The organism is Gilliamella sp. B2911 (genome assembly GCF_026536965.1).
Lineage (GTDB): Bacteria > Pseudomonadota > Gammaproteobacteria > Enterobacterales > Orbaceae > Gilliamella > Gilliamella apicola_E.
In genome coordinates this window covers 96,935-120,076 of record NZ_JAFNNA010000005.1, presented here as the reverse complement: position 1 = coordinate 120,076, position 23,142 = coordinate 96,935, and the positions used below count along the sequence as shown (strand labels likewise).

The 23,142-nt window shown below is 37.0% G+C and carries 27 protein-coding genes; 19 read left to right on the top strand and 8 right to left on the bottom strand.

The genetic code is table 11. The annotated features are described in order from the left end of the window. Positions 1–5 precede the first annotated feature (5 nt). The 10 genes from rpsE (at position 6) to rplQ (ending at position 5,649) form a co-directional block, all read left to right on the top strand. A complete protein-coding gene (rpsE, locus tag J3U27_RS06270; protein WP_025314399.1) occupies positions 6–506 on the top strand; it encodes a 30S ribosomal protein S5 in 501 nt (166 codons plus the stop codon). A gap of 6 nt (positions 507–512) precedes the next feature. Next, entirely contained in the window at positions 513–692 is a 180-nt protein-coding gene (rpmD, locus tag J3U27_RS06265; protein ID WP_025314400.1) for a 50S ribosomal protein L30, read from the top strand. Positions 693–697: 5 nt separating this feature from the next. Next, positions 698–1,132, top strand: a complete 435-nt coding sequence (gene rplO / locus J3U27_RS06260) for a 50S ribosomal protein L15 (protein ID WP_065562940.1) — start codon at positions 698–700, stop codon at positions 1,130–1,132. Positions 1,133–1,140: 8 nt separating this feature from the next. Further along, entirely contained in the window at positions 1,141–2,478 is a 1,338-nt protein-coding gene (gene secY / locus J3U27_RS06255) for a preprotein translocase subunit SecY (RefSeq protein ID WP_065562939.1), read from the top strand. A 26-nt stretch (positions 2,479–2,504) separates the two neighbouring features. Further along, positions 2,505–2,618, top strand: a complete 114-nt coding sequence (gene rpmJ / locus J3U27_RS06250; protein ID WP_034884218.1) for a 50S ribosomal protein L36 — start codon at positions 2,505–2,507, stop codon at positions 2,616–2,618. Positions 2,619–2,789: 171 nt separating this feature from the next. After that, positions 2,790–3,146 (top strand): 30S ribosomal protein S13, encoded by a 357-nt coding sequence (rpsM, locus tag J3U27_RS06245; protein ID WP_034884217.1) that lies wholly within the window; start codon positions 2,790–2,792, stop codon positions 3,144–3,146. Positions 3,147–3,161: 15 nt separating this feature from the next. Then, positions 3,162–3,551, top strand: a complete 390-nt coding sequence (gene rpsK, locus J3U27_RS06240) for a 30S ribosomal protein S11 (protein ID WP_025314405.1) — start codon at positions 3,162–3,164, stop codon at positions 3,549–3,551. 46 nt (positions 3,552–3,597) lie between these two features. Beyond that, entirely contained in the window at positions 3,598–4,218 is a 621-nt protein-coding gene (gene rpsD / locus J3U27_RS06235; protein ID WP_065558591.1) for a 30S ribosomal protein S4, read from the top strand. A gap of 25 nt (positions 4,219–4,243) precedes the next feature. Continuing rightward, entirely contained in the window at positions 4,244–5,233 is a 990-nt protein-coding gene (locus tag J3U27_RS06230; protein WP_065562938.1) for a DNA-directed RNA polymerase subunit alpha, read from the top strand. A gap of 29 nt (positions 5,234–5,262) precedes the next feature. After that, positions 5,263–5,649, top strand: coding sequence for a 50S ribosomal protein L17 (gene rplQ / locus J3U27_RS06225; RefSeq protein WP_034884211.1), 387 nt, complete (start codon positions 5,263–5,265; stop codon positions 5,647–5,649). Between the two features lie 184 nt (positions 5,650–5,833). Here rplQ and J3U27_RS06220 read toward each other — a convergent pair whose 3' ends face one another. From J3U27_RS06220 to slyD, 3 genes are all read right to left on the bottom strand, one after another. Beyond that, positions 5,834–6,037 (bottom strand): SlyX family protein, encoded by a 204-nt coding sequence (locus J3U27_RS06220; RefSeq protein WP_065734973.1) that lies wholly within the window; start codon positions 6,035–6,037, stop codon positions 5,834–5,836. A gap of 48 nt (positions 6,038–6,085) precedes the next feature. Beyond that, positions 6,086–6,757, bottom strand: a complete 672-nt coding sequence (gene radC / locus J3U27_RS06215; protein ID WP_267377074.1) for a RadC family protein — start codon at positions 6,755–6,757, stop codon at positions 6,086–6,088. Between the two features lie 160 nt (positions 6,758–6,917). Beyond that, positions 6,918–7,484: a peptidylprolyl isomerase gene (gene slyD, locus J3U27_RS06210; RefSeq protein WP_267377073.1), complete on the bottom strand. Its 567-nt coding sequence runs from the start codon at positions 7,482–7,484 to the stop codon at positions 6,918–6,920. A 243-nt stretch (positions 7,485–7,727) separates the two neighbouring features. On the opposite strand from slyD, the gene ppnP reads away from it, so the two are divergent. Further along, complete coding sequence (ppnP, locus tag J3U27_RS06205) at positions 7,728–8,018, top strand: pyrimidine/purine nucleoside phosphorylase (RefSeq protein ID WP_065562934.1); 291 nt, start codon at positions 7,728–7,730, stop codon at positions 8,016–8,018. Positions 8,019–8,123: 105 nt separating this feature from the next. Here the strand turns inward: ppnP and fabI are convergent, their stop codons facing one another. Next, the gene (fabI, locus tag J3U27_RS06200; RefSeq protein ID WP_065562933.1) at positions 8,124–8,912 is read right to left on the bottom strand and encodes an enoyl-ACP reductase FabI; all 789 of its coding nucleotides are present in this window, start codon (positions 8,910–8,912) and stop codon (positions 8,124–8,126) included. Positions 8,913–9,102: 190 nt separating this feature from the next. Between fabI and tehB the strand changes: the two genes are divergently transcribed. Continuing rightward, a complete protein-coding gene (gene tehB / locus J3U27_RS06195; protein WP_267377072.1) occupies positions 9,103–9,972 on the top strand; it encodes an SAM-dependent methyltransferase TehB in 870 nt (289 codons plus the stop codon). A gap of 35 nt (positions 9,973–10,007) precedes the next feature. On the opposite strand, the gene fmt is transcribed toward tehB, so the two are convergent. Beyond that, positions 10,008–10,967 (bottom strand): methionyl-tRNA formyltransferase, encoded by a 960-nt coding sequence (gene fmt / locus J3U27_RS06190; RefSeq protein WP_065562931.1) that lies wholly within the window; start codon positions 10,965–10,967, stop codon positions 10,008–10,010. Between the two features lie 253 nt (positions 10,968–11,220). Beyond that, positions 11,221–13,089 (bottom strand): SLC13 family permease, encoded by a 1,869-nt coding sequence (locus J3U27_RS06185; protein WP_065562930.1) that lies wholly within the window; start codon positions 13,087–13,089, stop codon positions 11,221–11,223. A 260-nt stretch (positions 13,090–13,349) separates the two neighbouring features. On the opposite strand from J3U27_RS06185, the gene J3U27_RS06180 reads away from it, so the two are divergent. Further along, a complete protein-coding gene (locus J3U27_RS06180) occupies positions 13,350–15,071 on the top strand; it encodes a thiamine pyrophosphate-dependent enzyme (RefSeq protein WP_065562929.1) in 1,722 nt (573 codons plus the stop codon). Positions 15,072–15,160: 89 nt separating this feature from the next. On the opposite strand, the gene edd is transcribed toward J3U27_RS06180, so the two are convergent. Both edd and J3U27_RS06170 read right to left on the bottom strand, forming a co-directional pair. Beyond that, complete coding sequence (gene edd, locus J3U27_RS06175) at positions 15,161–16,966, bottom strand: phosphogluconate dehydratase (RefSeq protein ID WP_267377071.1); 1,806 nt, start codon at positions 16,964–16,966, stop codon at positions 15,161–15,163. Positions 16,967–17,014: 48 nt separating this feature from the next. After that, the gene (locus tag J3U27_RS06170) at positions 17,015–17,545 is read right to left on the bottom strand and encodes a gluconokinase, GntK/IdnK-type (RefSeq protein WP_065562927.1); all 531 of its coding nucleotides are present in this window, start codon (positions 17,543–17,545) and stop codon (positions 17,015–17,017) included. Positions 17,546–17,834: 289 nt separating this feature from the next. Here J3U27_RS06170 and gatA point away from each other — a divergent pair, with 289 nt between their 5' ends. From gatA to lacC, 6 genes are all read left to right on the top strand, one after another. Continuing rightward, entirely contained in the window at positions 17,835–18,287 is a 453-nt protein-coding gene (gatA, locus tag J3U27_RS06165) for a PTS galactitol transporter subunit IIA (RefSeq protein WP_065734969.1), read from the top strand. 17 nt (positions 18,288–18,304) lie between these two features. Then, on the top strand, positions 18,305–18,589 hold the full coding sequence (gatB, locus tag J3U27_RS06160; RefSeq protein ID WP_065734968.1) for a PTS galactitol transporter subunit IIB: 285 nt from the start codon (positions 18,305–18,307) through the stop codon (positions 18,587–18,589). 4 nt (positions 18,590–18,593) lie between these two features. After that, positions 18,594–19,979, top strand: coding sequence for a PTS galactitol transporter subunit IIC (locus J3U27_RS06155; protein WP_267332086.1), 1,386 nt, complete (start codon positions 18,594–18,596; stop codon positions 19,977–19,979). 95 nt (positions 19,980–20,074) lie between these two features. Then, positions 20,075–21,118 carry an alcohol dehydrogenase catalytic domain-containing protein gene (locus J3U27_RS06150; RefSeq protein ID WP_065734966.1) on the top strand — a complete coding sequence of 348 codons (1,044 nt, stop codon included), beginning with the start codon at positions 20,075–20,077 and terminating at the stop codon, positions 21,116–21,118. Positions 21,119–21,211: 93 nt separating this feature from the next. Then, the gene (locus tag J3U27_RS06145) at positions 21,212–21,985 is read left to right on the top strand and encodes a DeoR/GlpR family DNA-binding transcription regulator (RefSeq protein WP_065734965.1); all 774 of its coding nucleotides are present in this window, start codon (positions 21,212–21,214) and stop codon (positions 21,983–21,985) included. Positions 21,986–22,188: 203 nt separating this feature from the next. After that, a complete protein-coding gene (gene lacC / locus J3U27_RS06140; protein WP_220225301.1) occupies positions 22,189–23,127 on the top strand; it encodes a tagatose-6-phosphate kinase in 939 nt (312 codons plus the stop codon). Positions 23,128–23,142 lie beyond the last annotated feature (15 nt).

Genomic DNA, 23,142 nt, shown 5'->3' with positions numbered 1-23,142 from the left:
TAAAGATGTCAAACATCGAAAAACAAGCTGGTGAACTGCAGGAAAAATTAATCGCAGTTAACCGAGTCTCTAAAACCGTAAAAGGTGGTCGTATTTTTAGTTTTTCTGCACTAACTGTTGTTGGTGACGGTAATGGCCGCGTAGGTTTTGGATATGGTAAAGCACGTGAAGTGCCAGCAGCAATCCAAAAAGCAATGGAAAAAGCACGTCGCAATATGATCAATGTTGCGTTAAACAACGATACTTTACAGCATCCAGTTAAAGGTGCTCACACAGGTTCTCGTGTTTATATGCAACCAGCATCAGAAGGTACTGGTATTATCGCCGGTGGTGCGATGCGTGCTGTATTAGAAGTTGCTGGTGTTCGTAACGTTCTAGCTAAAGCATATGGTTCTACAAACCCAATTAACGTGGTTCGTGCAACGATTGATGGCTTAGAAAATATGAAATCTCCAGAAATGGTTGCTGCTAAGCGTGGTAAAACCGTCGAAGAAATTTTGGGGTAATTAGCCATGGCAAAGACAATTAAAATTACACAAACTCGTAGTTCTATTGGTCGTCTACCGAAGCATAAAGCAACGTTAGTTGGTTTAGGATTACGTCGTATTGGTCATACTGTTGAACGTGAAGATACACCTGCAATTCGCGGTATGGTAAACCAAGTTTATTACATGGTTAAAGTTGAGGAGTAATAGTAATGCGTTTAAATACTTTATCTCCTGCTGAAGGTTCAAAGCATGCACCTAAGCGCGTAGGCCGTGGAATCGGTTCAGGGCTTGGTAAAACTGGTACTCGTGGTATCAAAGGTCAAAAATCTCGTTCAGGTGGCGGCGTTCGTCGTGGCTTTGAAGGTGGTCAAATGCCTTTATATCGTCGTTTACCAAAATTTGGTTTTACCTCACGTAAAGCTATGGTAACAGCACAAGTTCGTCTTTCAGATTTAATGAAAGTTGAAGGTGATATTGTTGACCTAAATAGCTTAAAAGTTGCTAATGTGATTAATTCACAAATCGAATATGCAAAAATCATGTTATCTGGTGAAATTTCTAAACCAGTAACAGTTCGTGGTATTCGAGTAACTAAAGGTGCTAAAGCTGCAATTGAAGCTGCTGGCGGAAAAATTGAGGAATAATTAGAAAGATGGCAAAGCAACCAGGATTAGATTTTCAAAGCACACGAGGCGGTAGTAGTGAGCTTAAAAGACGTTTATTATTTGTGCTTTTAGCGCTTATTGTTTTCCGTCTTGGTTCTTACGTTCCGGTTCCTGGTGTTGATACTAAAGCGTTATCGGACTTACTACAAGCATCATCTAATGGTATTGTTGGTATGTTCAATATGTTCTCTGGTGGTGCTTTAAGCCGTGCTTCAATATTTGCTTTAGGGATAATGCCTTATATTTCTGCATCAATCATTGTGCAGTTATTGACATCAATTAATCCTAAATTAGCTGAATTGAAGAAAGAAGGTGAATCAGGTCGTAAGAAAATTAGCCAATATACTCGTTATGGCACACTAGCTTTAGCGATTGTACAAGCAGTCGGTATTGCGACTGGTTTACCGAATATTCCTGGTTATAGTCAAGTTGTGATTAATCCAGGATTTTCTTTCTATTTTATTGCATCGGTTAGCTTAGTTACTGGCACTATGTTTCTTATGTGGTTGGGTGAACAGATCACAGAGCGCGGTGTAGGTAATGGTATTTCTATCATTATCTTTGCTGGTATTGTGGCAAGTCTTCCTCATGCGATATATGAAACAATTGAACAAGCTCGTTCTGGTGATTTGCATCCGATTTTATTATTAGTAATCGCTGCATTAGTGGTTGGTGTGACTTACTTTGTCGTTTTTGTTGAACGTGGTCAACGACGTATTGTCGTTAATTACGCTCAAAGACAACAAGGTCGTCGTGTGTATGCCGCACAAAGTACGCATTTACCTCTTAAAATTAATATGGCAGGTGTAATTCCAGCAATATTTGCTTCAACAATTATTATGTTACCATCAATGATGGCTTCTTGGTTCCAAGGAAATGGTGAAGGATGGAGATATATCTTTGTTCTTATTGGGCAATATTTCTCTCATGATCAACCGTTATACATAATCTTTTTTGCAGCTGCGATTATTTTCTTCTGTTTCTTCTATACCGCATTGGTTTTCAATCCGAGAGAAACAGCAGATCAGTTAAAAAAATCTGGTGCATTTATTCCAGGTATCCGTCCAGGTGAACAAACATCTAAGTATATTGATAAAGTAATGACACGTTTAACGCTAATTGGCGCTATCTACATTACTTTTGTATGTTTGGTACCAATGTTTATGACAAGTGCGATGAAAGTTCCAGTTCAATTTGGTGGAACATCTTTATTAATTGTAGTTGTTGTAATCATGGATTTTATGGCACAAGTACAGACTTTAATGATGCCAAATCGTTATGAGTCAGTGTTAAAGAAAGCGAACCTTAAAGGCTACGGCCGATAAGTTAGCCAGAAGTTACGGAGAAAAACATGAAAGTTCGTGCTTCAGTCAAGAAATTATGCAGAAATTGTAAAATCATCAAACGCAATGGCATCGTTCGTGTTATTTGCATTGAAGGTAAACACAAACAACGTCAAGGTTAATATTATTTAACTGCGAAATTGAACTTTTGCATATTTTACTTGCCAAAGTATAGTAAAGCTGGCTAGAATAGCCAGCCTAAAATTTTTTTGTAGATCCGCCGTTTGAGTATCCTGAAAACGGGCTTTTCAGTATGGTGGATTTGCTGAACATTAACAATAAAGGAGTGCATAGTGGCCCGTATAGCAGGCATTAACATTCCTGATCAACAACATACTGTTATTGCATTACAAGCAATTTATGGTATCGGTAATACCCGTGCTAAGACAATTTGTGCTGAAGCTGGTATTCCTGAACATGTTAAGATCAGAGAACTATCTGAAGATCAGATTGAAAAGTTACGTGAACAAGTCGCTAAATTCACTGTTGAAGGTGATTTACGTCGTGAAGTAACTATGAGTATCAAGCGTTTATTAGACCTTGGTTGTTATCGTGGTGTGCGTCATCGTCGTGGACTTCCTGTCCGTGGTCAACGCACTAAGACTAACGCTCGTACCCGTAAGGGACCGCGTAAGCCAATCAAGAAATAATTGAGGTGATAATAAATGGCAAAGACACCTGTTCGTACACGTAAACGTGTTAAAAAGCAAGTTTCTGATGGTATAGCTCATATTCATGCATCATTTAACAATACAATCGTAACAATTACCGATCGTCAAGGTAATGCGTTGGGTTGGGCAACCGCTGGTGGTTCTGGTTTCCGTGGCTCTCGTAAGTCAACTCCGTTCGCAGCTCAAGTAGCAGCAGAGCGTTGTGCAGAAGCCGTAAAAGACTACGGAATTAAGAATCTAGAAGTTATGGTAAAAGGACCTGGTCCTGGTCGTGAGTCAACAATTCGTGCATTAAATGCAGCGGGTTATCGCATCACTAATATTACTGATGTTACTCCGATTCCTCATAACGGTTGTCGTCCACCAAAGAAACGTCGTGTTTAATTTTTTATTAAACATTGAATGTTTATAGGATTATTGGAGAAAAAAAATGGCAAGATATTTGGGACCAAAGCTCAAATTAAGTCGTCGTGAAGGTACAGATTTATTCCTTAAGTCTGGCGTCCGAGCGGTTGACAGTAAATGTAAGTTAGAACAAGCTCCTGGACAACATGGTGCGCGTAAACCGCGTTTATCAGATTATGGTGTTCAGTTACGCGAAAAACAAAAAGTTAGACGTATTTATGGAATTCTAGAACGTCAATTCCGTAATTACTACAAAAATGCAGCACGTATTAAAGGTAATACAGGTGAAAACTTGTTAGGTCTTTTAGAACGTCGCTTAGATAACGTTGTTTATCGTATGGGATTCGGTGCAACTCGTGCTGAAGCTCGTCAATTAGTTAGTCATAAAGCTGTTCTTGTTAATGGTCACGTTGTTAACATCGCATCTTATCAAGTTTCACCTGAAGATGTGATTAGTGTTCGTGAAAAATCTAAAAAACAAGCACGTATTAAAGCCGCTTTAGAGTTAGCTGAACAACGTGAAAAACCAACATGGTTAGAAGTTGATGCTAGCAAAATGGAAGGTGTGTTCAAACGCTTACCAGAACGTTCAGATTTATCTGCTGACATCAACGAACATTTGATCGTCGAACTTTACTCTAAGTAAAGTTTAGCACTTAAGAGAGGACATAATGCAGGGTTCTGTAACAGAGTTTTTAAAACCTCACCTAGTTGACGTTGTTCAATACAGCCCAACTCATGCAAAAGTGACTTTAGAGCCACTTGAGCGTGGTTTTGGACATACTTTAGGTAATGCACTACGCCGCATTTTATTATCATCTATGCCGGGATATGCAGTGACCGAAGTTGAAATTGACGGTGTTCTGCATGAGTATAGTACTAAAGAAGGCGTTCAAGAAGATGTGCTTGATATTCTGCTTAATTTGAAAAAATTAGCAGTACGTGTACATACTAAAGATGATGTTATGCTGACTTTAAATAAATCAGGGGTAGGTGCGGTAACTGCATCAGATATCACTCACGATGGTGATGTTGAAATTGTTAATCCTGATTTAGTAATTTGTCATCTTACTGATGCCAATGCTTCAATTAGTATGCGTATTCGTGTACAACGAGGACGTGGTTATGTCCCTGCTTCTGCTCGCGTTAAGTCAGAAGATGAAGAGCGACCGATTGGTCGTCTATTAGTTGATGCATGTTATAGCCCAGTCGAGCGTATCGCTTATTCTGTCGATGCGGCTCGTGTGGAACAACGTACCGATTTAGATAAATTAGTTATTGATATGGAAACTAATGGTACGATTGATCCTGAAGAGGCTATTCGTCGTGCTTCAACTATTTTGGCTGAACAACTTGAAGCTTTCGTTGATTTACGTGATGTACGTCAACCTGAAGTTAAAGAAGATAAACCGGAATTTGATCCGATTCTTCTACGTCCAGTAGATGATCTCGAATTAACTGTTCGGTCTGCTAATTGCTTAAAAGCAGAAGCAGTTCATTATATTGGTGATTTAGTACAACGTACCGAAGTTGAGTTACTTAAAACCCCTAATCTTGGTAAGAAATCACTTACTGAAATTAAGGATGTGCTCGCGTCTCGTGGTTTGTCTTTAGGCATGCGTCTTGAGAACTGGCCACCAGCAAGTATTGTTGAAGACTAAAATAAAATTTATATAAGAAGGATAAAGTTATGCGCCATCGTAAAAGTGGTCGTCAACTGAACCGAAATAGCAGCCATCGTCAAGCAATGTTTCGTAACATGACTAGTTCACTTGTTGAACATGAAATCATCAAAACTACATTGCCTAAAGCAAAAGAGTTGCGTCGTGTTGTTGAACCGTTAATTACGCTAGCCAAAAGCGATAGCGTAGCTAATCGCCGTTTGGCTTTTGCTCGTATCCGTGATAAAGATACAGTGAAAAAATTATTTTCAGATTTAGGCCCACGTTTTGCTACCCGTCCTGGCGGTTATGTACGCATTTTAAAATGTGGTTTCCGTGATGGAGATAATGCTCCAATGGCTTATATTGAATTAGTTGATCGCCCTGCTGTAGAAGCAGAAGCAGCAGCTGAATAAATAATTAATTAAAGCTTAAACTTAAAACCGGCTAATGAGCCGGTTTTTTATTAGCTAATTATTATAGATTTAACTACCAAAGTTTAATATAAGTACCAGCAATTTTAAGCGGGATGGCAAATGATATAGCCACCATTTTGTCCGTAATTAGTAGGAATTCTTCAAAACATTTTAATGCTATAAGTTAATAATGTGGAGGCGGAGTTTCTTCTGATAAACTTGCTATGTTCGATGTTTGGGTTGCTTGTAATTTTTGTGATAATAACGTTAATTGTTCTTTAAGTTTGCTGATATCGGCCTGTAGATTAACCACCATTTGATTTAATTCTTCAATGGTCATCTCTTGAAATGCAACTTTTGTTTCTAATAATTCCAATTGTTGGTTCATAGTCTGTTACTTAATGGCTATTTAATTTTATATTGTAAGTAAAAGTTATTATAAAATCCATCCTCGTTCCGCAAAAGAGACGTATTCACCTTTACCAATGACGAGATGATCGATAACTCGGACATCAATTAATTCACAAACTTGTTCGATTTTTTTAGTTAATGCACGATCAGCTTGACTTGGTTCAGCTAAGCCTGAAGGATGGTTATGTGCTAAAATTAATGCTGCCGCATTGTATTGTAAGGCTTTTCTAGCGACTTCTCTAGGATGAACCTCAACGCAGTTGTATGTTCCTACAAACATCTCCTCACAATTAATCACGTGATTCTGGTTATCTAGAAAAATAACCATAAAAATTTCACGATCTTTATCCATTAAACGATTAGCTAGATAATGATGAGTTAAAGTAGGTGATGTAAGATAATTTTCTTTGGTCATTTTAACTTTTAAATAACGATGAGATAGTTCAACCACCGCTTTCAATTGAGTGTATTTAGCTGTTCCCAAACCTTCCTTTTTACAAAATTCATCATGACTTGCATTCATTAAATGGTAAAAGGAACCGAATTCATTTAATAATTTTTGGGATAACGTTAATACTGGTAAATTACGAGTTCCCGTACGTAAAAAAAGAGCAAGTAATTCAGCATCTGACAGCGCTTCAACACCAAATTGTATTAATTTTTCTCGTGGCATCAAAAGTCTGCATTGTGTTGACATAATTATGGTATTCCCATTTTTTTTAAAATGAGATTATTGATTAATTTTTATAAATTGATAACGAAACAGATGAAAAGTTGTGAAATGGTTCGCAAAGATCGAGACTATTTTACAAAAAAAGCGCTAATCAGCGCTTTTAAAATTCTATTTTATTTAAATATTAGTGACATCCGCAACTGCCGTTTCCACCGCCACAACAACCGCTTTCTTCATCATCGTCATGATCATCGTGACCACCACAACCACAGCCACCATGTCCATGATCGTGTGCACCATGAATATGACCATGAGATATCTCATCAGGTGTCGCTTCACGAATAGCAAGCACTTCAACATTAAAATTTAAGTCTTGGCCAGCTAACATATGGTTACCATCAATAGTAACGGTATCGCCATCAATAGCCGTGATTTCAACGGGTAAAGAACCTTGGTCAGTATCAGCAAAAAAACGCATACCAACTTCGAGGTCATCAACTCCAACAAAAACATCACGCGGTACATTTTGTACCAATGCATCGTTAAAATCACCATAAGGGTTAACTAATTCCACATCAAATTTATCACCAACTTGATGGCCTTCTAACGCACTTTCAAGGTCTTGTAATAAGTTTCCTGCACCTTGTAAATATTCAAGTGGCGCAGCTGCTGTAGCTTCATCAACTAACACGCCATCTTTTGTACGAACTTTATATGCTAAACTTACAACTGTATTTTTTGCTATTTTCATGTTTTCTCCAACAAACTGTTACTGAGCAAATAATGTTAAATTTTAACGGAAAAAAACGCTTCTGTATGCTATTTTCTTTGTAATTTAGGAAGTTTTAATATTATCTTAGTTATTGATGCGATTTTGGTTTAAAAAAATAACTTTTAACTAATAAATAATCGTTGGATAGCTAATTGAAATCAATTAAGCTGATAATAATAAGTTTAATAAAATTTATAAAAAAAGTTGAGGAGAGGGGTTTTTATGTTAGAAATTAATGATTATTTTGATGGAAAAGTGAAGTCTATAGGTTTTGAAAATGGCTCAACGGGTAAAGCCTCTGTTGGTGTGATGATGCCTGGCGAATATGTTTTTAGTACCAATAATCCAGAAGAAATGACAGTGATAACTGGTTCGCTCAAAGTTTTATTACCTACTGCAACTGATTGGCAAATTTTTGAAGCCGGGCAGATTTTTCATGTCGCCAAAGAGAGTCAATTTGATGTGCAAGTCAGCGAGACAACAGTTTATTTGTGTCGTTACTTAGCAAAATAGGCATTCATATTAAATCTAAGAAAGCTTAATCATTGATAGATTTGCTTTTATGCAATAAAAAAGGCTAATTTTACAATTAGCCTTTCATTAAAATATTCTACTATATTACTTAAGTTCTAATTCATTCATCGCTGCGATGCTAAAGCCACCATCAACATGAATGACTTCACCTGTAATACCTGACGATAAATTTGAACATAAGAATGCAGCTGAATTACCTACGTCTTCAATGGTTACTGTACGACGAATAGGGGTTACTGATTCACAATGTGATAACATCTTTTTGAAATCTTTAATTCCTGATGCAGCTAAAGTACGAATAGGGCCAGCAGAAATTGCATTTACACGAATACCTTCAGGTCCCATTGCATTTGCCATATAACGTACATTTGCTTCTAAAGATGCTTTAGCAAGACCCATAACGTTATAATTAGGAATTGCACGTTCAGCGCCTAAATAAGAAAGAGTAACTAATGCTGAGTCAGGATTTAGCATTGAACGACAAGCTTTAGCCATAGCAACAAAGCTATAAGAGCTAATATCATGTGCGATGGCAAAACCTTCACGAGTTACCGCATTAACATAATCACCATCTAATTGATCACCAGGAGCGAAGGCAATTGCATGAACAAAACCATCGAATTTATCCCAAGTTTTAGCTAGCTCTGTAAATAATGTTGTGATGCTTTCATCATGCGCAACATCACAAGGTAAAACGATTTTAGAATTAAAATCAGCAGCAAACTCTTCAACACGGCCTTTTAATTTTTCGCTTTGATAAGTAAAAGCTAATTCTGCGCCTTCACGGTGCATCGCTTTTGCAATACCGTAAGCAATAGAACGATTACTTGCAACGCCGGTAACCAGTATGCGTTTACCTGTTAAAAATCCCATAAATTGTTCCTCTAATATTTTTTACTATATATTCTAGAATGCTGATGATTATATGTTGATATAGTTAACTTCGCTACTATAAATTTATTTTTCCTTATTTAATCGTCATTTTATTTCTAAAAAATAAGTTGTTTATTTGATTAATACTTGACTATAATACTCAACTATTAGATGACATTGTTGGTACTTCATGATGAAAGATAAAGATTTAGTTTGCTATAAAACGTTACCTGTTTGGGATGCAAAAACTTTACCCGATTTGTTTCGTGAAAAACATAATACACAACTAGGTACTTGGGCAAAATTAAATATTATAAAAGGTCATATCAATTTTGATATGTTAACCGAGCAAGGCGATATCGTTTCTCAATATGTTTTTGATGTTCAGCATCAGCCTCCATTTATTGAGCCTCAGCAATGGCATCGAATAGCTCATGTTTCAGATGATTTGCAGTGCCAGTTGGCTTTTTATTGTCAACCTGAGGATTATAGCCAGAAAAAATATCAGATGACTAAAACCCATTCTGACGTGTTGGAAGTCTGTCAAATCATTCAGGCCGGAAAAGCGCTAGATTTAGGTTGTGGTTCAGGCCGTAATTCACTCTATCTACAGCTACTTGGTTTTGATGTTGATGCCGTTGATAAGTCAGAAATGAGTATTAGTAATTTACAAGAAATTATTGCAAACGATCATTTATCGCATATCAATGCATCTATTTATGATATTAACCAGGCTAATTTAAAAGGTAACTACGATTTAATTATTTCAACTGTTGTAATGATGTTTTTACAACCAGATAGAATTCCCGATATCATTCATAATATGCAAAACATAACTAAAACGGGTGGTTATAATTTAATTGTTTGCGCTATGTCAACTGATGATTTTCCTTGCACTGTAGGATTTTCGTTTACGTTTAAAGAGAATGAGTTACTTAATTATTATCAAAATTGGGACATCCTAAAATACAATGAAGATGTTGGCGAACTGCATAAAACGGATATCAATGGCAACCGAATAAAGCTCCGCTTTGCGACGCTAATAGCCAAAAAACGATAATATTACAGGAATTTATCCTGTAATATCTTTTTTAACTAGTTCCCCAGTATCTTACCTACTTCAAACCATGCTTTGCGAGAGTTCAATAGATCTTGAGCAGACATTGGTTTTTTACCAGCAGGTTGTAAAAGTGTCATATTTAATGCGCCATCACTTGTTGCAATACATATTCCTTTTTTATCCGCTTGTAAAATAGTGCCAACAGGTCGATTGTGGGATGTTTTTATCACTTCTGCTTGCCATACCTTTACTGGCTCGCCATTAACGTCAAAATAACTAACAGGCCAAGGATTAAAGGCACGAATGCAACGTTCCAGTTGCTGTGCCGATAGGTTCCAATCAAGTTTAGCTTCTTGTTTAGATAATTTTTCAGCGTAAGTGACCTGTGATGGATCTTGTTTTTCAGGTTGGATTTTTCCTTCGGTAATTAGTGTTAAGGTATCAAGTAGTCCTTCTGGACCTAATTGCGCCAATTTGTTATATAACGTTGCACTGGTATCAGAAGGTTCAATTGGACAGGTGAGTTTATATAACATATCACCCGTATCAAGCCCTGCATCCATTTGCATAATTGTGATACCGGTTAAAGTATCACCAGCCCAACAAGCGCGTTGAATAGGAGCTGCGCCTCGCCATCTTGGTAATAATGAACCATGCACATTTAAACAACCTAGTTTAGGCATATCAAGCACAGCTTGCGGTAAAATAAGACCATATGCTACCACAATCATAATGTCGGCATTGAGCTCAGCAATGATTTTCTGATTTTCTTCAGTTTTGAGTGTAGCAGGTTGATAAACAGGAAGATGATTTTCGATTGCTAATTGTTTAACCGGACTTGCAGTTAACTTATTGCCACGTCCAGCAGGGCGATCAGGCTGAGTAAAAACTGCAATAACATTATGTTTAGCATCAATTAATGCTTTTAAATGGGTAGCGGCAAAATCAGGCGTACCAGCAAAAATAATCTTTAGGGGATTTGTTGTGTGTGACATGCGTAATATATCCATAATCAAAATATGACAGATATTATACTTTAAATTGACCTAATAATCCTTAATCACATCACTGTACTCATAATGGATATCATATGTATACCGAGTAAAGGTGGTTATAGCGTTAAGTAATCTTGAATCATAGCGAAATCTCATAATAGCTGATGAAAAGTTTATGGATAAAATAATAGTAAAAATCCACAAACAACTTAGCAACCTTATATTTAACCAATTAATTATGTTTTTATTTTACTTAAAATGGAAAAAATATTGGTACCAACGCTATATCAACTAACATAACCAAAAAGGTTAACGGCACACCAACTTTAACAAAATCACTAAAGCTATATCCACCAGGTGCAACAACCATTGTTTTTACAGGTGATGAAACAGGTGTAATAAACGATGCAGATGTCGCAATAGCAACGGTCATAGCAAATGGATAGGGTGAATATCCAAATTTTATTGCTAAATCAATCGCAATTGGTGCAATTAAAATTGCGGTTGCGGTATTAGAAATAAACAATCCTACCGTTGAGCATAATAAAAAGATAAAAGTTAACACCATGTAAGGGCCAAATGAACGTAAGTGGATTTCAAGCCATTGTGATATGAGCGAAATCCCTCCAGTCTTATTTAACGCTACCGCGAAAGGCATCATACCGATAATTAGAATTAATGTTGGCCAATGAATTGATTTATAAGCATTTGCCATATCAATACAGCGGGTGGCACCCATTAATAAACAAGCAATCAGTGCAGCAACAACATTTGGGACAATACCTGTCACCATTAAAATAATCATTACCGCTAGATTAAATAGTGCGATAAAAGCCTGAGAGCTTGCTGGTGCAACATCATCAATGTCTGATGGGTAATCAAGTACCACAAAATCACTAGTCCGAGTTTGTAGTTTTTGTATAGATCCCCAGTCTCCGCATACCAAAAGTGTATCGCTCATTTCTAGTCGTTCTTGGAATAGGTTATTGGTTTCAACTGGTGCATGGTTTCGCCAGATTCCAATAACGGTCAGAAAATATTTTTCCCTAAAATCAATTTCATTAAGAGTCTTTCCACATAATGATGATTCAGGCAGCAATGCAACTTCAGCCATACCGACTTCTTTGACTTGTTCTGAAAAATATTCACCACGTAATACTTTTGGTTCAAGATTGTTAGTGGTTAGAAATGTGCGATAGTCAGCTTCGGAATGAGACATGTCCAATAAGAGAATATCGTTTTCTCTAAATTCAGTACTACCATTTACAGGGATGAGCACTTTTTGGAATTTTCGCCAACGTTCAATACCAATTACATTTACACCATGCTCAGTACGTAAATGTAATCCATCAATGGTTCGCCCAACAAAAGGAGAACCAGCAAGAATTTGTGCGCGGTGAGCTCGGCCAATTAATTTATAATCTCTAATTAAATCGGTAATTTTACGTCTTTGAGGTAAACTATTGTTAGCGGTGACTTGGTCCGCTGTAAGTAACCAATTGCGTGTTAATAAACAATAAATCACACCAACAACTAATACGCCAAGGCCTATTGGCGTAATTGAAAAGAAGCCAAACTCGGTTAATGCAGCTCGGCTAAGTTCACTATTTACTACAAGGTTTGGAGCTGTTGCGACAAGAGTCATCATGCCACTAATTAATGCTGCAATACACAGTGGCATCATCAATTTTTTTACATGGATACCTGTATGGTTAGCAATACTGATAGCAACAGGAATAAAGATTGCAACTACACCAGTTGAGCTCATAACCGAACCCAGTAAAGCTACACCTAACATAATAAAGGTAATAATTCGAATATCATTTTTACCTGCTGCTTTTAAGATATATTCACTCATTTTGTAAGAGATACCCGTTCTTACTAAACTTTCACCGATTACGAATAACAGTGCAATGAGGATAATATTGGGATCGCTAAATCCCGCAAGCGCTTCAGCCGGAGTTAATACACCCGTGACGGTAATTGCAGTTATCGTCAATAACGCAATAATATCCATTCTTAATTTACTGAATGAAAACAATAAAATCGCAATAAAAAGTAACAAACAAACAGTAATGAGTGGGTAATATTCGATTATATAATTAGGTAAAAGAGCAGACATTGATGATAAAAAACTATGTCCAGATGACGAATGTTCCACAAAAGGTAGCTCATGAAGTTGATTATATTTTTGACATAATACCTTGATTTATTGTAATAGGGAATATCTTGAAGTAAAGATTCTTAAGTATCAACTATGGTTAAAATGACATTTTTAACATTTTTTGCTGTTTTATTTTTAAGCTCTTCGCATTCATAAAACTTAGGTGTAATTTAGTCAACTTGATGCGTTTAATTTTAAAACCATATTTAGGAGTCAATATGTCATCAAAAAAGTCTGTTGCGGAAATTATTATTGAAGTGTTATCTCAAGCGGGGGTTAAACATTGTTATGGTATTGTTGGAGATACCTTAAATCAAATTACGTCTGCTATCAAAAAAAGTGATATTGAATGGGTACATGTTCGTCATGAAGAAGTGGGTGCTTTTGCTGCAGGAGCTGAAGCTTATCTTACCGATCAAATAACTGCTTGTGCTGGTTCTTGTGGACCAGGAAGCCTACATTTTATAAATGGTATTTATGAAGCACAACGCAATAAAGTACCGTTGGTTTTACTGGCTAGCCAGTTAGTTACCTCTCAACAAGGAACTGATTTTCCGCAAGAGGTTGATTTTGAATCTATTTATAAAAACTGTTCTGTCTTTTGTCAGCAAATTTCGGATCCAACACAAGCACGACGAATTACTACAGCAGCTGTACAAGCAGCAATAAATCAACGAGGTGTTGCTGTTATAGTCATTCCTTATAATATAAGTTTAGTCAAAGTTGAAGATAATAGTGGACATAAAATTTTTCACCCGAAACCTGTAATTCGTCCATCTGATGAAGAGCTTGCACAAATCTCCGAAATTCTAAATAAAAACAGTAAAGTGGCAATATTTGCAGGTCATGGAGTATCAGAAGCTCATGATGAATTAGTTGCGTTAGCAAAAAAATTAAAGTCACCAATTGTTCATACTTCAAGAGCTAAAGATTTCGTCGAATATGATAATCCGTATAACGTTGGCATGACAGGGATGTTTGGTATGGAGTCTGGCGCAACGGCGATAAAAGAGTGTGATGTGCTTTTGATGTTTGGTGTTGATTTTGCGTGGTCACAATTTTATCCAGATGATGCAACAATTATTCAGGTAGATATCGATGCAACTCATCTTGGTCATCGCCATAGTGTAGATATTGGTGTTGTAGGTGCAAGTAAACCAACCCTAGCCGCTTTATTGCCATTAGTTAATGAAAAAGCAGACAGTGCATTTTTAGATAAATGTCGTGAATTACACACTAAAGCAATTGATAAATTAGGTAAGAAAGCGATACCATCAAAAACGGTTATTCACCCTCAATATTTAACCGAATTGATTGATAAATATGCCAATGATGATGCCGTACTATGTGCAGATGTTGGTTCTGCTATGGTTTGGGCTTGCCGTCATTTTTCAACCAATGGTAAAAGACGGACCGTTATTAGTTTAAAACATGGCACTATGGCCAATGCGATGCCACAAGCATTAGGTGTACAAAAAGCTTTTCCTAATCGTCAAGTCATTACCTTATCAGGAGATGGTGGTATTAGTATGTTGTTAGGCGATTTGTTAACCACAATCCAAGAAAACCTGCCAATCAAAGTTGTTGTACTTAATAATAGCTCACTTAACTTTGTTGAATTGGAACAAAAATCAGAAGGGCTTGTCGATCACTATACTGATTTAAAAAATCCTGATTTTGCTAAAGTAGCTGAAGCGATGGGATTATTTGCTATTCGTGTCGATAGTTCAGATTTGCTTGAAGCCGCAGTGCAATCATTTTTAGCTCACCCTGGACCTGCATTATTAGATGTTAAGACAAACGAATATGAATTAGTTATGCCGCCTGAAATTCATACTTCACAAGTAATGGGAATGGCGCTTTATAGTGTAAAGGCATCATTGAGTGGCAAAATGAAAGATGTGGTTAATTTGTTGGTTGATAATTTTGTAAAAAAATAGACTAAGCAATAGATAAAAAAAAGTTGAGGAACGGGGTTTTTAGGGGGATTTTTACGATATCTGCCGCATTTTGCGGCAGATAAGTTGGATTAAAAACTAACAGCGCCTTCTTCAGCTGAAGATAAATTTTCTCTAACAACGGTATAAAGTTCTCGACCAAAACCTTTATGGGAATCGGTTAAATCGATTGGTGCTGGACTACGTTTTGCGAGTTCAGCTTCATCAACCAATAGTGTTATTTCACCGGTTTGACCATTGACTCGGATCATATCACCTTGTTCAACTTTGCTTAATAATCCACCGGCATAGGCTTCAGGTGTAACATGAATAGCTGCCGGTACTTTGCCTGATGCGCCAGATAGCCGTCCATCAGTTAATAACGCAACTTTATAGCCGCGATCTTGTAAAACACCCAATGGTGTTATTAATTTATGTAGCTCTGGCATACCGATAGCTTTTGGACCTTGATAACGAACAACTACAACACAGTCTTTGTTGAGGTTGCCAGCTTTATATTCTGCATCTAAATCATACTGACTATTAAAGACTACTGCAGGTGCTTCGATAATTTGGTGCTCAGCGGTAACTGCAGACGTTTTCATTATCGCTCTCCCTAAATTGCCAGACATCACTTTTAAGCCACCATGAGAGTTGAAAGGTTTTTTTATTGAAGCAATCACATTTTTATCTAAAGATTCTTTAGGACCTTCGCGGAAGATGAGTTTACCATTTTCTAAAATTGGCTCTTTCGTGTAACGGCTCAGTCCATGGCCAACTACAGTTTCAACATCTTCATGTAACAAACCACCGGATAATAGTTCTCGGACCAATAATGAAGTTCCACCTGCTGCTTGGAAGTAGTTAATGTCGGCCGGCCCATTAGGGTATATTCGGCTCAATAACGGAACAACTGTTGATAAGTCTGAAATATCGTCCCAATTAATAACAATACCAGCCGCTTTAGCCATAGCGACAATGTGCATAGTCAAATTGGTTGAGCCACCTGTGGCTAAAAGCGCAACTAAACCATTGACAATTACTTTTTCATCCACCATTTTACCAACTGGCATATAGTTTCCTGATTGGTTAGTTAAACGAGTGATCTGTCTTGCAGCGGCATTGGTTAGTTCATTGCGTAATGTTGTTTCAGGGTGAACAAAAGCGGCTCCCGGTAAATGTAATCCCATTAACTCAATGACCATTTGGTTACTATTTGCCGTGCCATAAAACGTACAAGTTCCGCTGGTATGGTATGAGGCTGATTCAGATTCTAATAAATCTTCGCGAGAAGCTTTTCCTTCTGAATAAAGTTGACGAATGCGAACTTTCTCTTTATTTGGTAAACCTGAAGGCATCGGTCCAGAAGGAACAAAGATAGCGGGTAAATGCCCAAAAGATAGGGCCCCAATAAATAATCCAGGTAAAATTTTATCGCAAACTCCTAGGTACAGTGCGCCATCAAACATATTATGTGATAACCCAACGGCAACAGACATTGCAATCACATCTCGACTCATTAGCGAAATTTCCATACCCGGTTCGCCTTGGGTTACACCATCACACATAGCCGGTACCCCTCCAGCCATTTGGCCAACAGCGCCGACTTCATGTAGCACTTTTCGAATTTGTTCTGGATAAAATTCATAAGGTTTATGTGCTGATAACATATCGTTATAAGAACTGATAATACCGATATTACTTTTTAATATATTTTTAAGATCATTTTTCTCATCGAGGCAACAAGCGGCAAAGCCATGAGCTAAGTTACTACAAGGCAAACTTGCTCGGGTAACTTTCTTTAACATAGCATGTTCTATTTTTTGTAGATAAGCTTCACGTGTTGCTTTAGAGCGATTAATAATGCGCTGAGTTACAGCTAAAATAGTGGAATTCACATTAACCTCTTAGATTATATTTATTATAATTTCTAAACTTTTATAAATTTATTCACAATGACATATTGAATTAATAACCTTCATGCTATCTTCAATAACACCATTTAGTGGTTGTTCAATATTGATAGCATAAACATCTTTTTCATTGGCTGTTGGTTCTTCTAATGCGTCAAATTGCGACTGTAGCATTCCTGTTTTTTGATAATGCCCTTGGCGTTTAGCTAAACGTTGGGAGATAACATCAAAACTTCCTTTTAAATAAATAAAGTGCACATTTTCATTTTCTCCACGAATAATGTCTCGATATTTTTCTTTTAATGCTGAGCAGATAATAATCGAAATATCATTGACATTACTCATTGCAAATGCAGCATTACTAATTAAGTTTAACCAAGGCATCCTGTCGTTATCATTTAGCGGGGTACCGCTGCGCATTTTCAAAATATTGGCTTTGGGATGTAAAAAGTCACCATCTAGAAAAGCGGCATTTAGGTTATCGGCTATTTGTTTTGCAACAACCGATTTACCGCTACCTGATACACCCATGAATACGAAAACATTTTTCCTTTGTTGTGTCATTACGTTATTCTCCAAAATAACCTGTTACGGGTAACATTTTGACATTTTAATCCATTATTGCAATTCAAAAAAGTTGATTTTGTGATCTGGATCATACTTTGTTTTGGGTAAAGGTCTTTATCACGATTTGGGATCTCAAGTTTATTTTAAAAAATAGATTTCGATCACAAAAATATAAAATCTTATTTGTTTTTTATTTCGAAAGTATTTAATCTTTCGATATTGTTTTTGTTTTCGAAAGTTTTAATTTAAAACGTAATATTAAAAAGATAAAAAATGGAGAGTAAATATGAATAAATGTCAGCTTCTTTTCGAAGACAATCTTAAATTTGACAATGAGTTAGCTTTACTGACTTATTTAAGTCAACAGTTACAAAAAAAAGGGATTGTCAAACAGAGCCATTTGAAAGCTTTACTTGATCGGGAAGCATTATATCCAACCGGTATTTTGCTCGATGGCTATGCGGTGGCTATTCCACATTGTGAAGCTGAACATGCTAACAGTCCTGCGATTTTTATTCTTCGCACCCAATCTCCGGTTTCGTTTCAACGTGCAGATGACGATGGCACCGTTGATGTTTCATTGATTATTTCATTGGTAGTGACTTCACCAGCTGATCAACTATCACTGTTGAAAGCACTTTTTACCCATTTACAAGATAAAGAATTTTATCACTTTTTATTAAGTCGTTCGCAAAACGAAGTGGTCGAACGTTTTAATGAAGTGATATTTAATCAATAAGTTGTTTAGGAGGCATTATGAAAAAAAAGATTATTGTTGCATGTGGTGGCGCCGTTGCGACGTCAACTTTAGCAGCAGAAGAAATAAAAGAGCTATGTAATGAAAATAATATTGAGCTCGATTTAGTGCAGTGTCGTATTAATGAAATTAATACCTTTATTGATGATGTCGACCTGATCTGTACGACGGCAAAAATGGATCAAACATTTGGCGATATTCCGATTGTGCATGGTATGCCTTTTGTGTCTGGCGTTGGAATTGAGCAGTTAAAAGCAAAAATATTGTCTATTTTAAAAGGATGAACCTATGTTTACTGAAATTATGCAGTACATCTTAGATTTGGGACCGTCTGTAATGCTACCCATTGTGATTATTCTGTTTTCACTTTCGCTAAGAATGAAAATTGGTGATGCATTAAAAGCCGGGATTCATATTGGGATTGGCTTTGTCGGTATTGGTTTGGTGGTTGGCTTATTAACCAGCTCAGTTGGGCCGGCAGCTCAAGCTATGGCAGAAAGATTTGATATTAGTTTGAATGTTGTCGATGTTGGTTGGCCTGGCGCAGCCCCTATGACGTGGGCATCGCAAATTGCGCTGGTTGCCATTCCCATTGCCATTGCAGTAAACATTGCCATGTTACTTTTAAGATTAACCCGTGTTGTTAATGTTGATATTTGGAACATTTGGCATATGACCTTCAGCGGGGCGCTGGTTTATATTGCAACCGGCTCTTACTGGCTAGGTATTGCTGGCGTGGTTGTACATGCAATTATTGCTTATAAATTGGGGGATTGGTTTGCTAAAGATACCAAAGATTTTTTTGAACTAGACGGCATTGCTGTGCCACATGGTACTTCGGCCTATTGTGGACCGATAGCGGTATTTGTCGATGCGGTGATTGAAAAAATACCTGGCATTAGAAAGATTAATTTCAATGCGGTAGATATGCAAAAAAGATTTGGCGCATTTGGCGAGCCAGTCACAGTTGGTCTATTTATGGGGATTTTATTAGGCGTATTAGCCGGTTATGGTGTTAAACAGACCTTGCAACTTGCGATTCAAACCGCAGCGGTAATGCTATTAATGCCAAGAGTAATTAAACCTATCATGGACGGTTTAACCCCAATATCTAAACAAGCACGTAAACATCTTCAATCAAAATTTGGTGGGCAAGACTTCCTTATCGGTTTAGATCCGGCACTATTGTTAGGTCATTCAACTGTTGTTTCTGCCAGCTTAATTTTTATCCCGTTAAGTATTTTTATTGCCATTGTGCTGCCCGGTAATGAAGTTCTTCCTTTTGGTGACTTAGCAACTATCGGCTTTTTTATCGCAATGGGTGTGGCGATTCATCAAGGCAATCTGTTTAGGATTATTATTTCCGGTTCAATCATTATTGCTATTACCTTATGGATTGCCACGCAAATGGTGCCACTAACCACTCAGCTTGCCGTCAATGCCGGTACTATTACTGCTGGTAATGGCATCTCGGTTGGTGCGATGGATCAAGGTGGTTCGCCAATTACTTATATCTTAGTTCAACTGGTTAATTTAAAACAACCGATCGGGTTTGCCTGCATTGGTCTCTTTTACCTGTTTTGCCTATTTTTGACCTGGCAACGCGCGCAAAAATACAAATTGTTATTAAAACAGCAATATGTAGAAGGTGCAAATAGCGTAAATGAGCAATAAAAAAGCCATTTTTTAAATCCATTAAGTAACGTTCACTGTTAAACCAGTGGACGTTAGAACAGCAACCTATTTGATTATTAACATAGGAAAATAATATGAAAGCAGTCGTTGTTAATGATGAGGGGACTTTATCTGTAGAAGATATTGAGATGCCCAAAATCACTTCACCAGATCAAATTCTGGTGAAAGTGGCGTATTGCGGGTTATGTGGTTCTGATATTCCACGCATTTTTCATCATGGTGCACATTTTTACCCAATCACACTTGGCCATGAATTTAGTGGCACGGTTGTCGAAATGGGCAGCGATGTGACAGAGTTTGAGATTGGTGATCTGATCTCTTGTGTACCTTTATTGCCTTGTTTTAAATGTGATGAGTGTCAAAAACATTACTATTCACTTTGTAAACATTACACCTTCGTTGGCTCAAGAATTACTGGCGGATTGGCACAGTATATCGTCATAAATAAGAGAAACGCCTTTAAGTTACCGAAAAGTGTTAGCCCTATCGAAGGGGCATTTTTTGAGCCAATGACTGTTGGGATGCATGCACTGTTATTGGCTGACGGTTGTCAAAATAAGAATGTGGTGATTGTTGGTGGCGGTACCATTGGTTTGCTTGCTATGCAGTGCGCCAAAGCGATGGGCGCTAAATTTGTTGCGGTATTAGATATTAATCAAGAGCGCTTAGATCTAGCTAAAAAACTAGGTGCTGATGCGGTTTATCACTCAAAAAATATGACAGCTTCGGCGATCTATGAAGCATTGATGCCACATCGATTTGATCAGGTGGTATTAGAAACCGCCGGCACGCCAGCGACAGTAAGCTTAGCCATTGAAATAGCTGGCGCTAGAGCCAAAGTCGGTTTGATTGGCACATTGCATCATGATGTGACTCTTTCAGAAAAAACATTCGGGATGATTTTACGAAAAGAGCTTGAGATCTTAGGAAGCTGGATGAATTACTCTGCACCATGGCCTGGCAAAGAGTGGCAACTCGTTAGTCAGTTTTTTGTTGACGGTAAAATCAGGTTAGATGAGCTAATTGCAGGGGTGGGTGATTTTAATGAATTTACTCAACAAGTTAGTGCATTAAACGGTCATCCAATGAACGGTAAAATTTTATTAAATTGCATTTAATTATCTGATTTAGATTAGCTATTAAAAATGAGCGCTTATCTTTTGATTTTGTTTGTTATACACTGCTGAAGAATTTTCGAAAAAGGAAATATTATGAATGCAAGTGAAAGACGTCAACAAATAGTCGAACTTATTAATGCGAAAGGAACTGTTTTGGTTAGTGATTTATCAGGACAATATGATGTTTCGGAAGTGACAATCAGAACAGATCTTCGTTTGCTGGAAAAACAAGGTGTTTTGACTCGATTCCATGGCGGGGCAACCAAAATCATGAGTAAAGGCGATTTAAAATCATTTAAAGAATTGCAATTAGAAGAACGTTATCAGCGTTTTATAGAGGCTAAAAAACGTATTGCAATTGAAGCAGTTAAACATGTCAAAGAGGGTGATACCATTATTTTAGATAGTGGTAGTACTACAATGTTGATAGCTGAAGAGTTAGTAAAACTCAAGCATATCACTGTCATTACCAACAGCCTTACTTCTGCATTTATTTTGTCGGACAACAGTGACATTATGTTATTTATGTGTGGTGGTACGCTGAGGCATAAGACTCGTTCTTTTCATGGAAAAATTGCTGAGCAATCGTTAGACGGCATTTCTGCTGATATTTTGTTTGTTGGTGCAGATGGAATAGATGCAAAAAGAGGAATAACAACGTTTAACGAAGGCTACACTATCAGTAGTGTGATGGCTAATGCGGCAAGGCAGGTTATTGCAGTTTTAGATTCATCAAAATTTGGACGAAATGGCATTAATATCGTATTACCACTTAATAAACTAAGTACCATTATTACCGATACTGATGTCGATAACAGTTATAAACAACAATTTGAAGAAAAAGGCATTGATTTTATAGCTGTTTAAATTTTGACTGGTGATTGTGTATCTTTTTGAATAAAGCTTAAAAGATTTTTTAGCTAAATATTTGATTTTATATAGTTAACGTAATAATGACAATGGATTGTTGTTGGCTATTATGTTGATTAATATTATTAAACTAATTTAATTGTTTAAGCTTGTTATTTCTCCCAACGATATGATTTTGCAATCAATATGTAGGCGAGAATATGATATTAACAATTACCATGAATCCTTCTGTGGATATCTCTTATCCACTCAATACACTCCATATTAATGACATTAATCGTGTTACAAATGTTAAAAAAACCGCCGGTGGTAAAGGGCTAAATGTCACACGAGGTGTGAAATTTTCGGGCATCAATGTGTTAGCCTCAGGTATTGTTGGCGGTACAACCGGCCAGTATATTCAAAAACAGTTAGATAGTGACAATATCCATTACCATTTTTATGTTACTAAACATGAATCACGTAATTGTATTGCGATATTACATGAAGGTAATCAAACCGAAATTCTAGAATCTGGGCCAACACTCGAACAAAAAGAGGTGGATGCCTTTTTAGCGCACTATCAAACGTTAGTGGATAAAGCCAAGGTAATGACCATTTCAGGATCTCTACCACAAGGTTTCCCGGTTGATTTTTATGCCACATTAATTCAAATCGCCAATAAAAAAGCCATTCCTGTTTTACTAGATTCCTCCGGCAAAATGTTATTAGCTACGTTGGTCTCTGAACATAAACCTTACTTAATTAAGCCGAATAAAGATGAATTACAACAAATAATTCAGATGGATATTGATGTTAATGATACTGCTTCGTTGATTAAGGCGGTTGATCATCCACTGCTGAATGCAATCCCTTTTATCATCATTTCACTGGGTAAAAATGGAGCTTTTGCTCGTTGTCATCAGCAATATTATCAAGTTTCAATTCCTAAAATTGATGTTGTCAATCCGGTTGGGTCTGGCGATGTGACGTTAGCGGGTCTTGCAGTAAGCATTCATGAAAACGAATCGATAGAAACCATGCTCAAAAGGGCGATGACGATGGGCATGTTAAATGCCATGGAATCGCAAACCGGCTTTGTGAATATGCACAATTATGATGATTATTTCCAACAAGTTATTGTTAACCAAATTTATTAAATATTAATTAAGGAG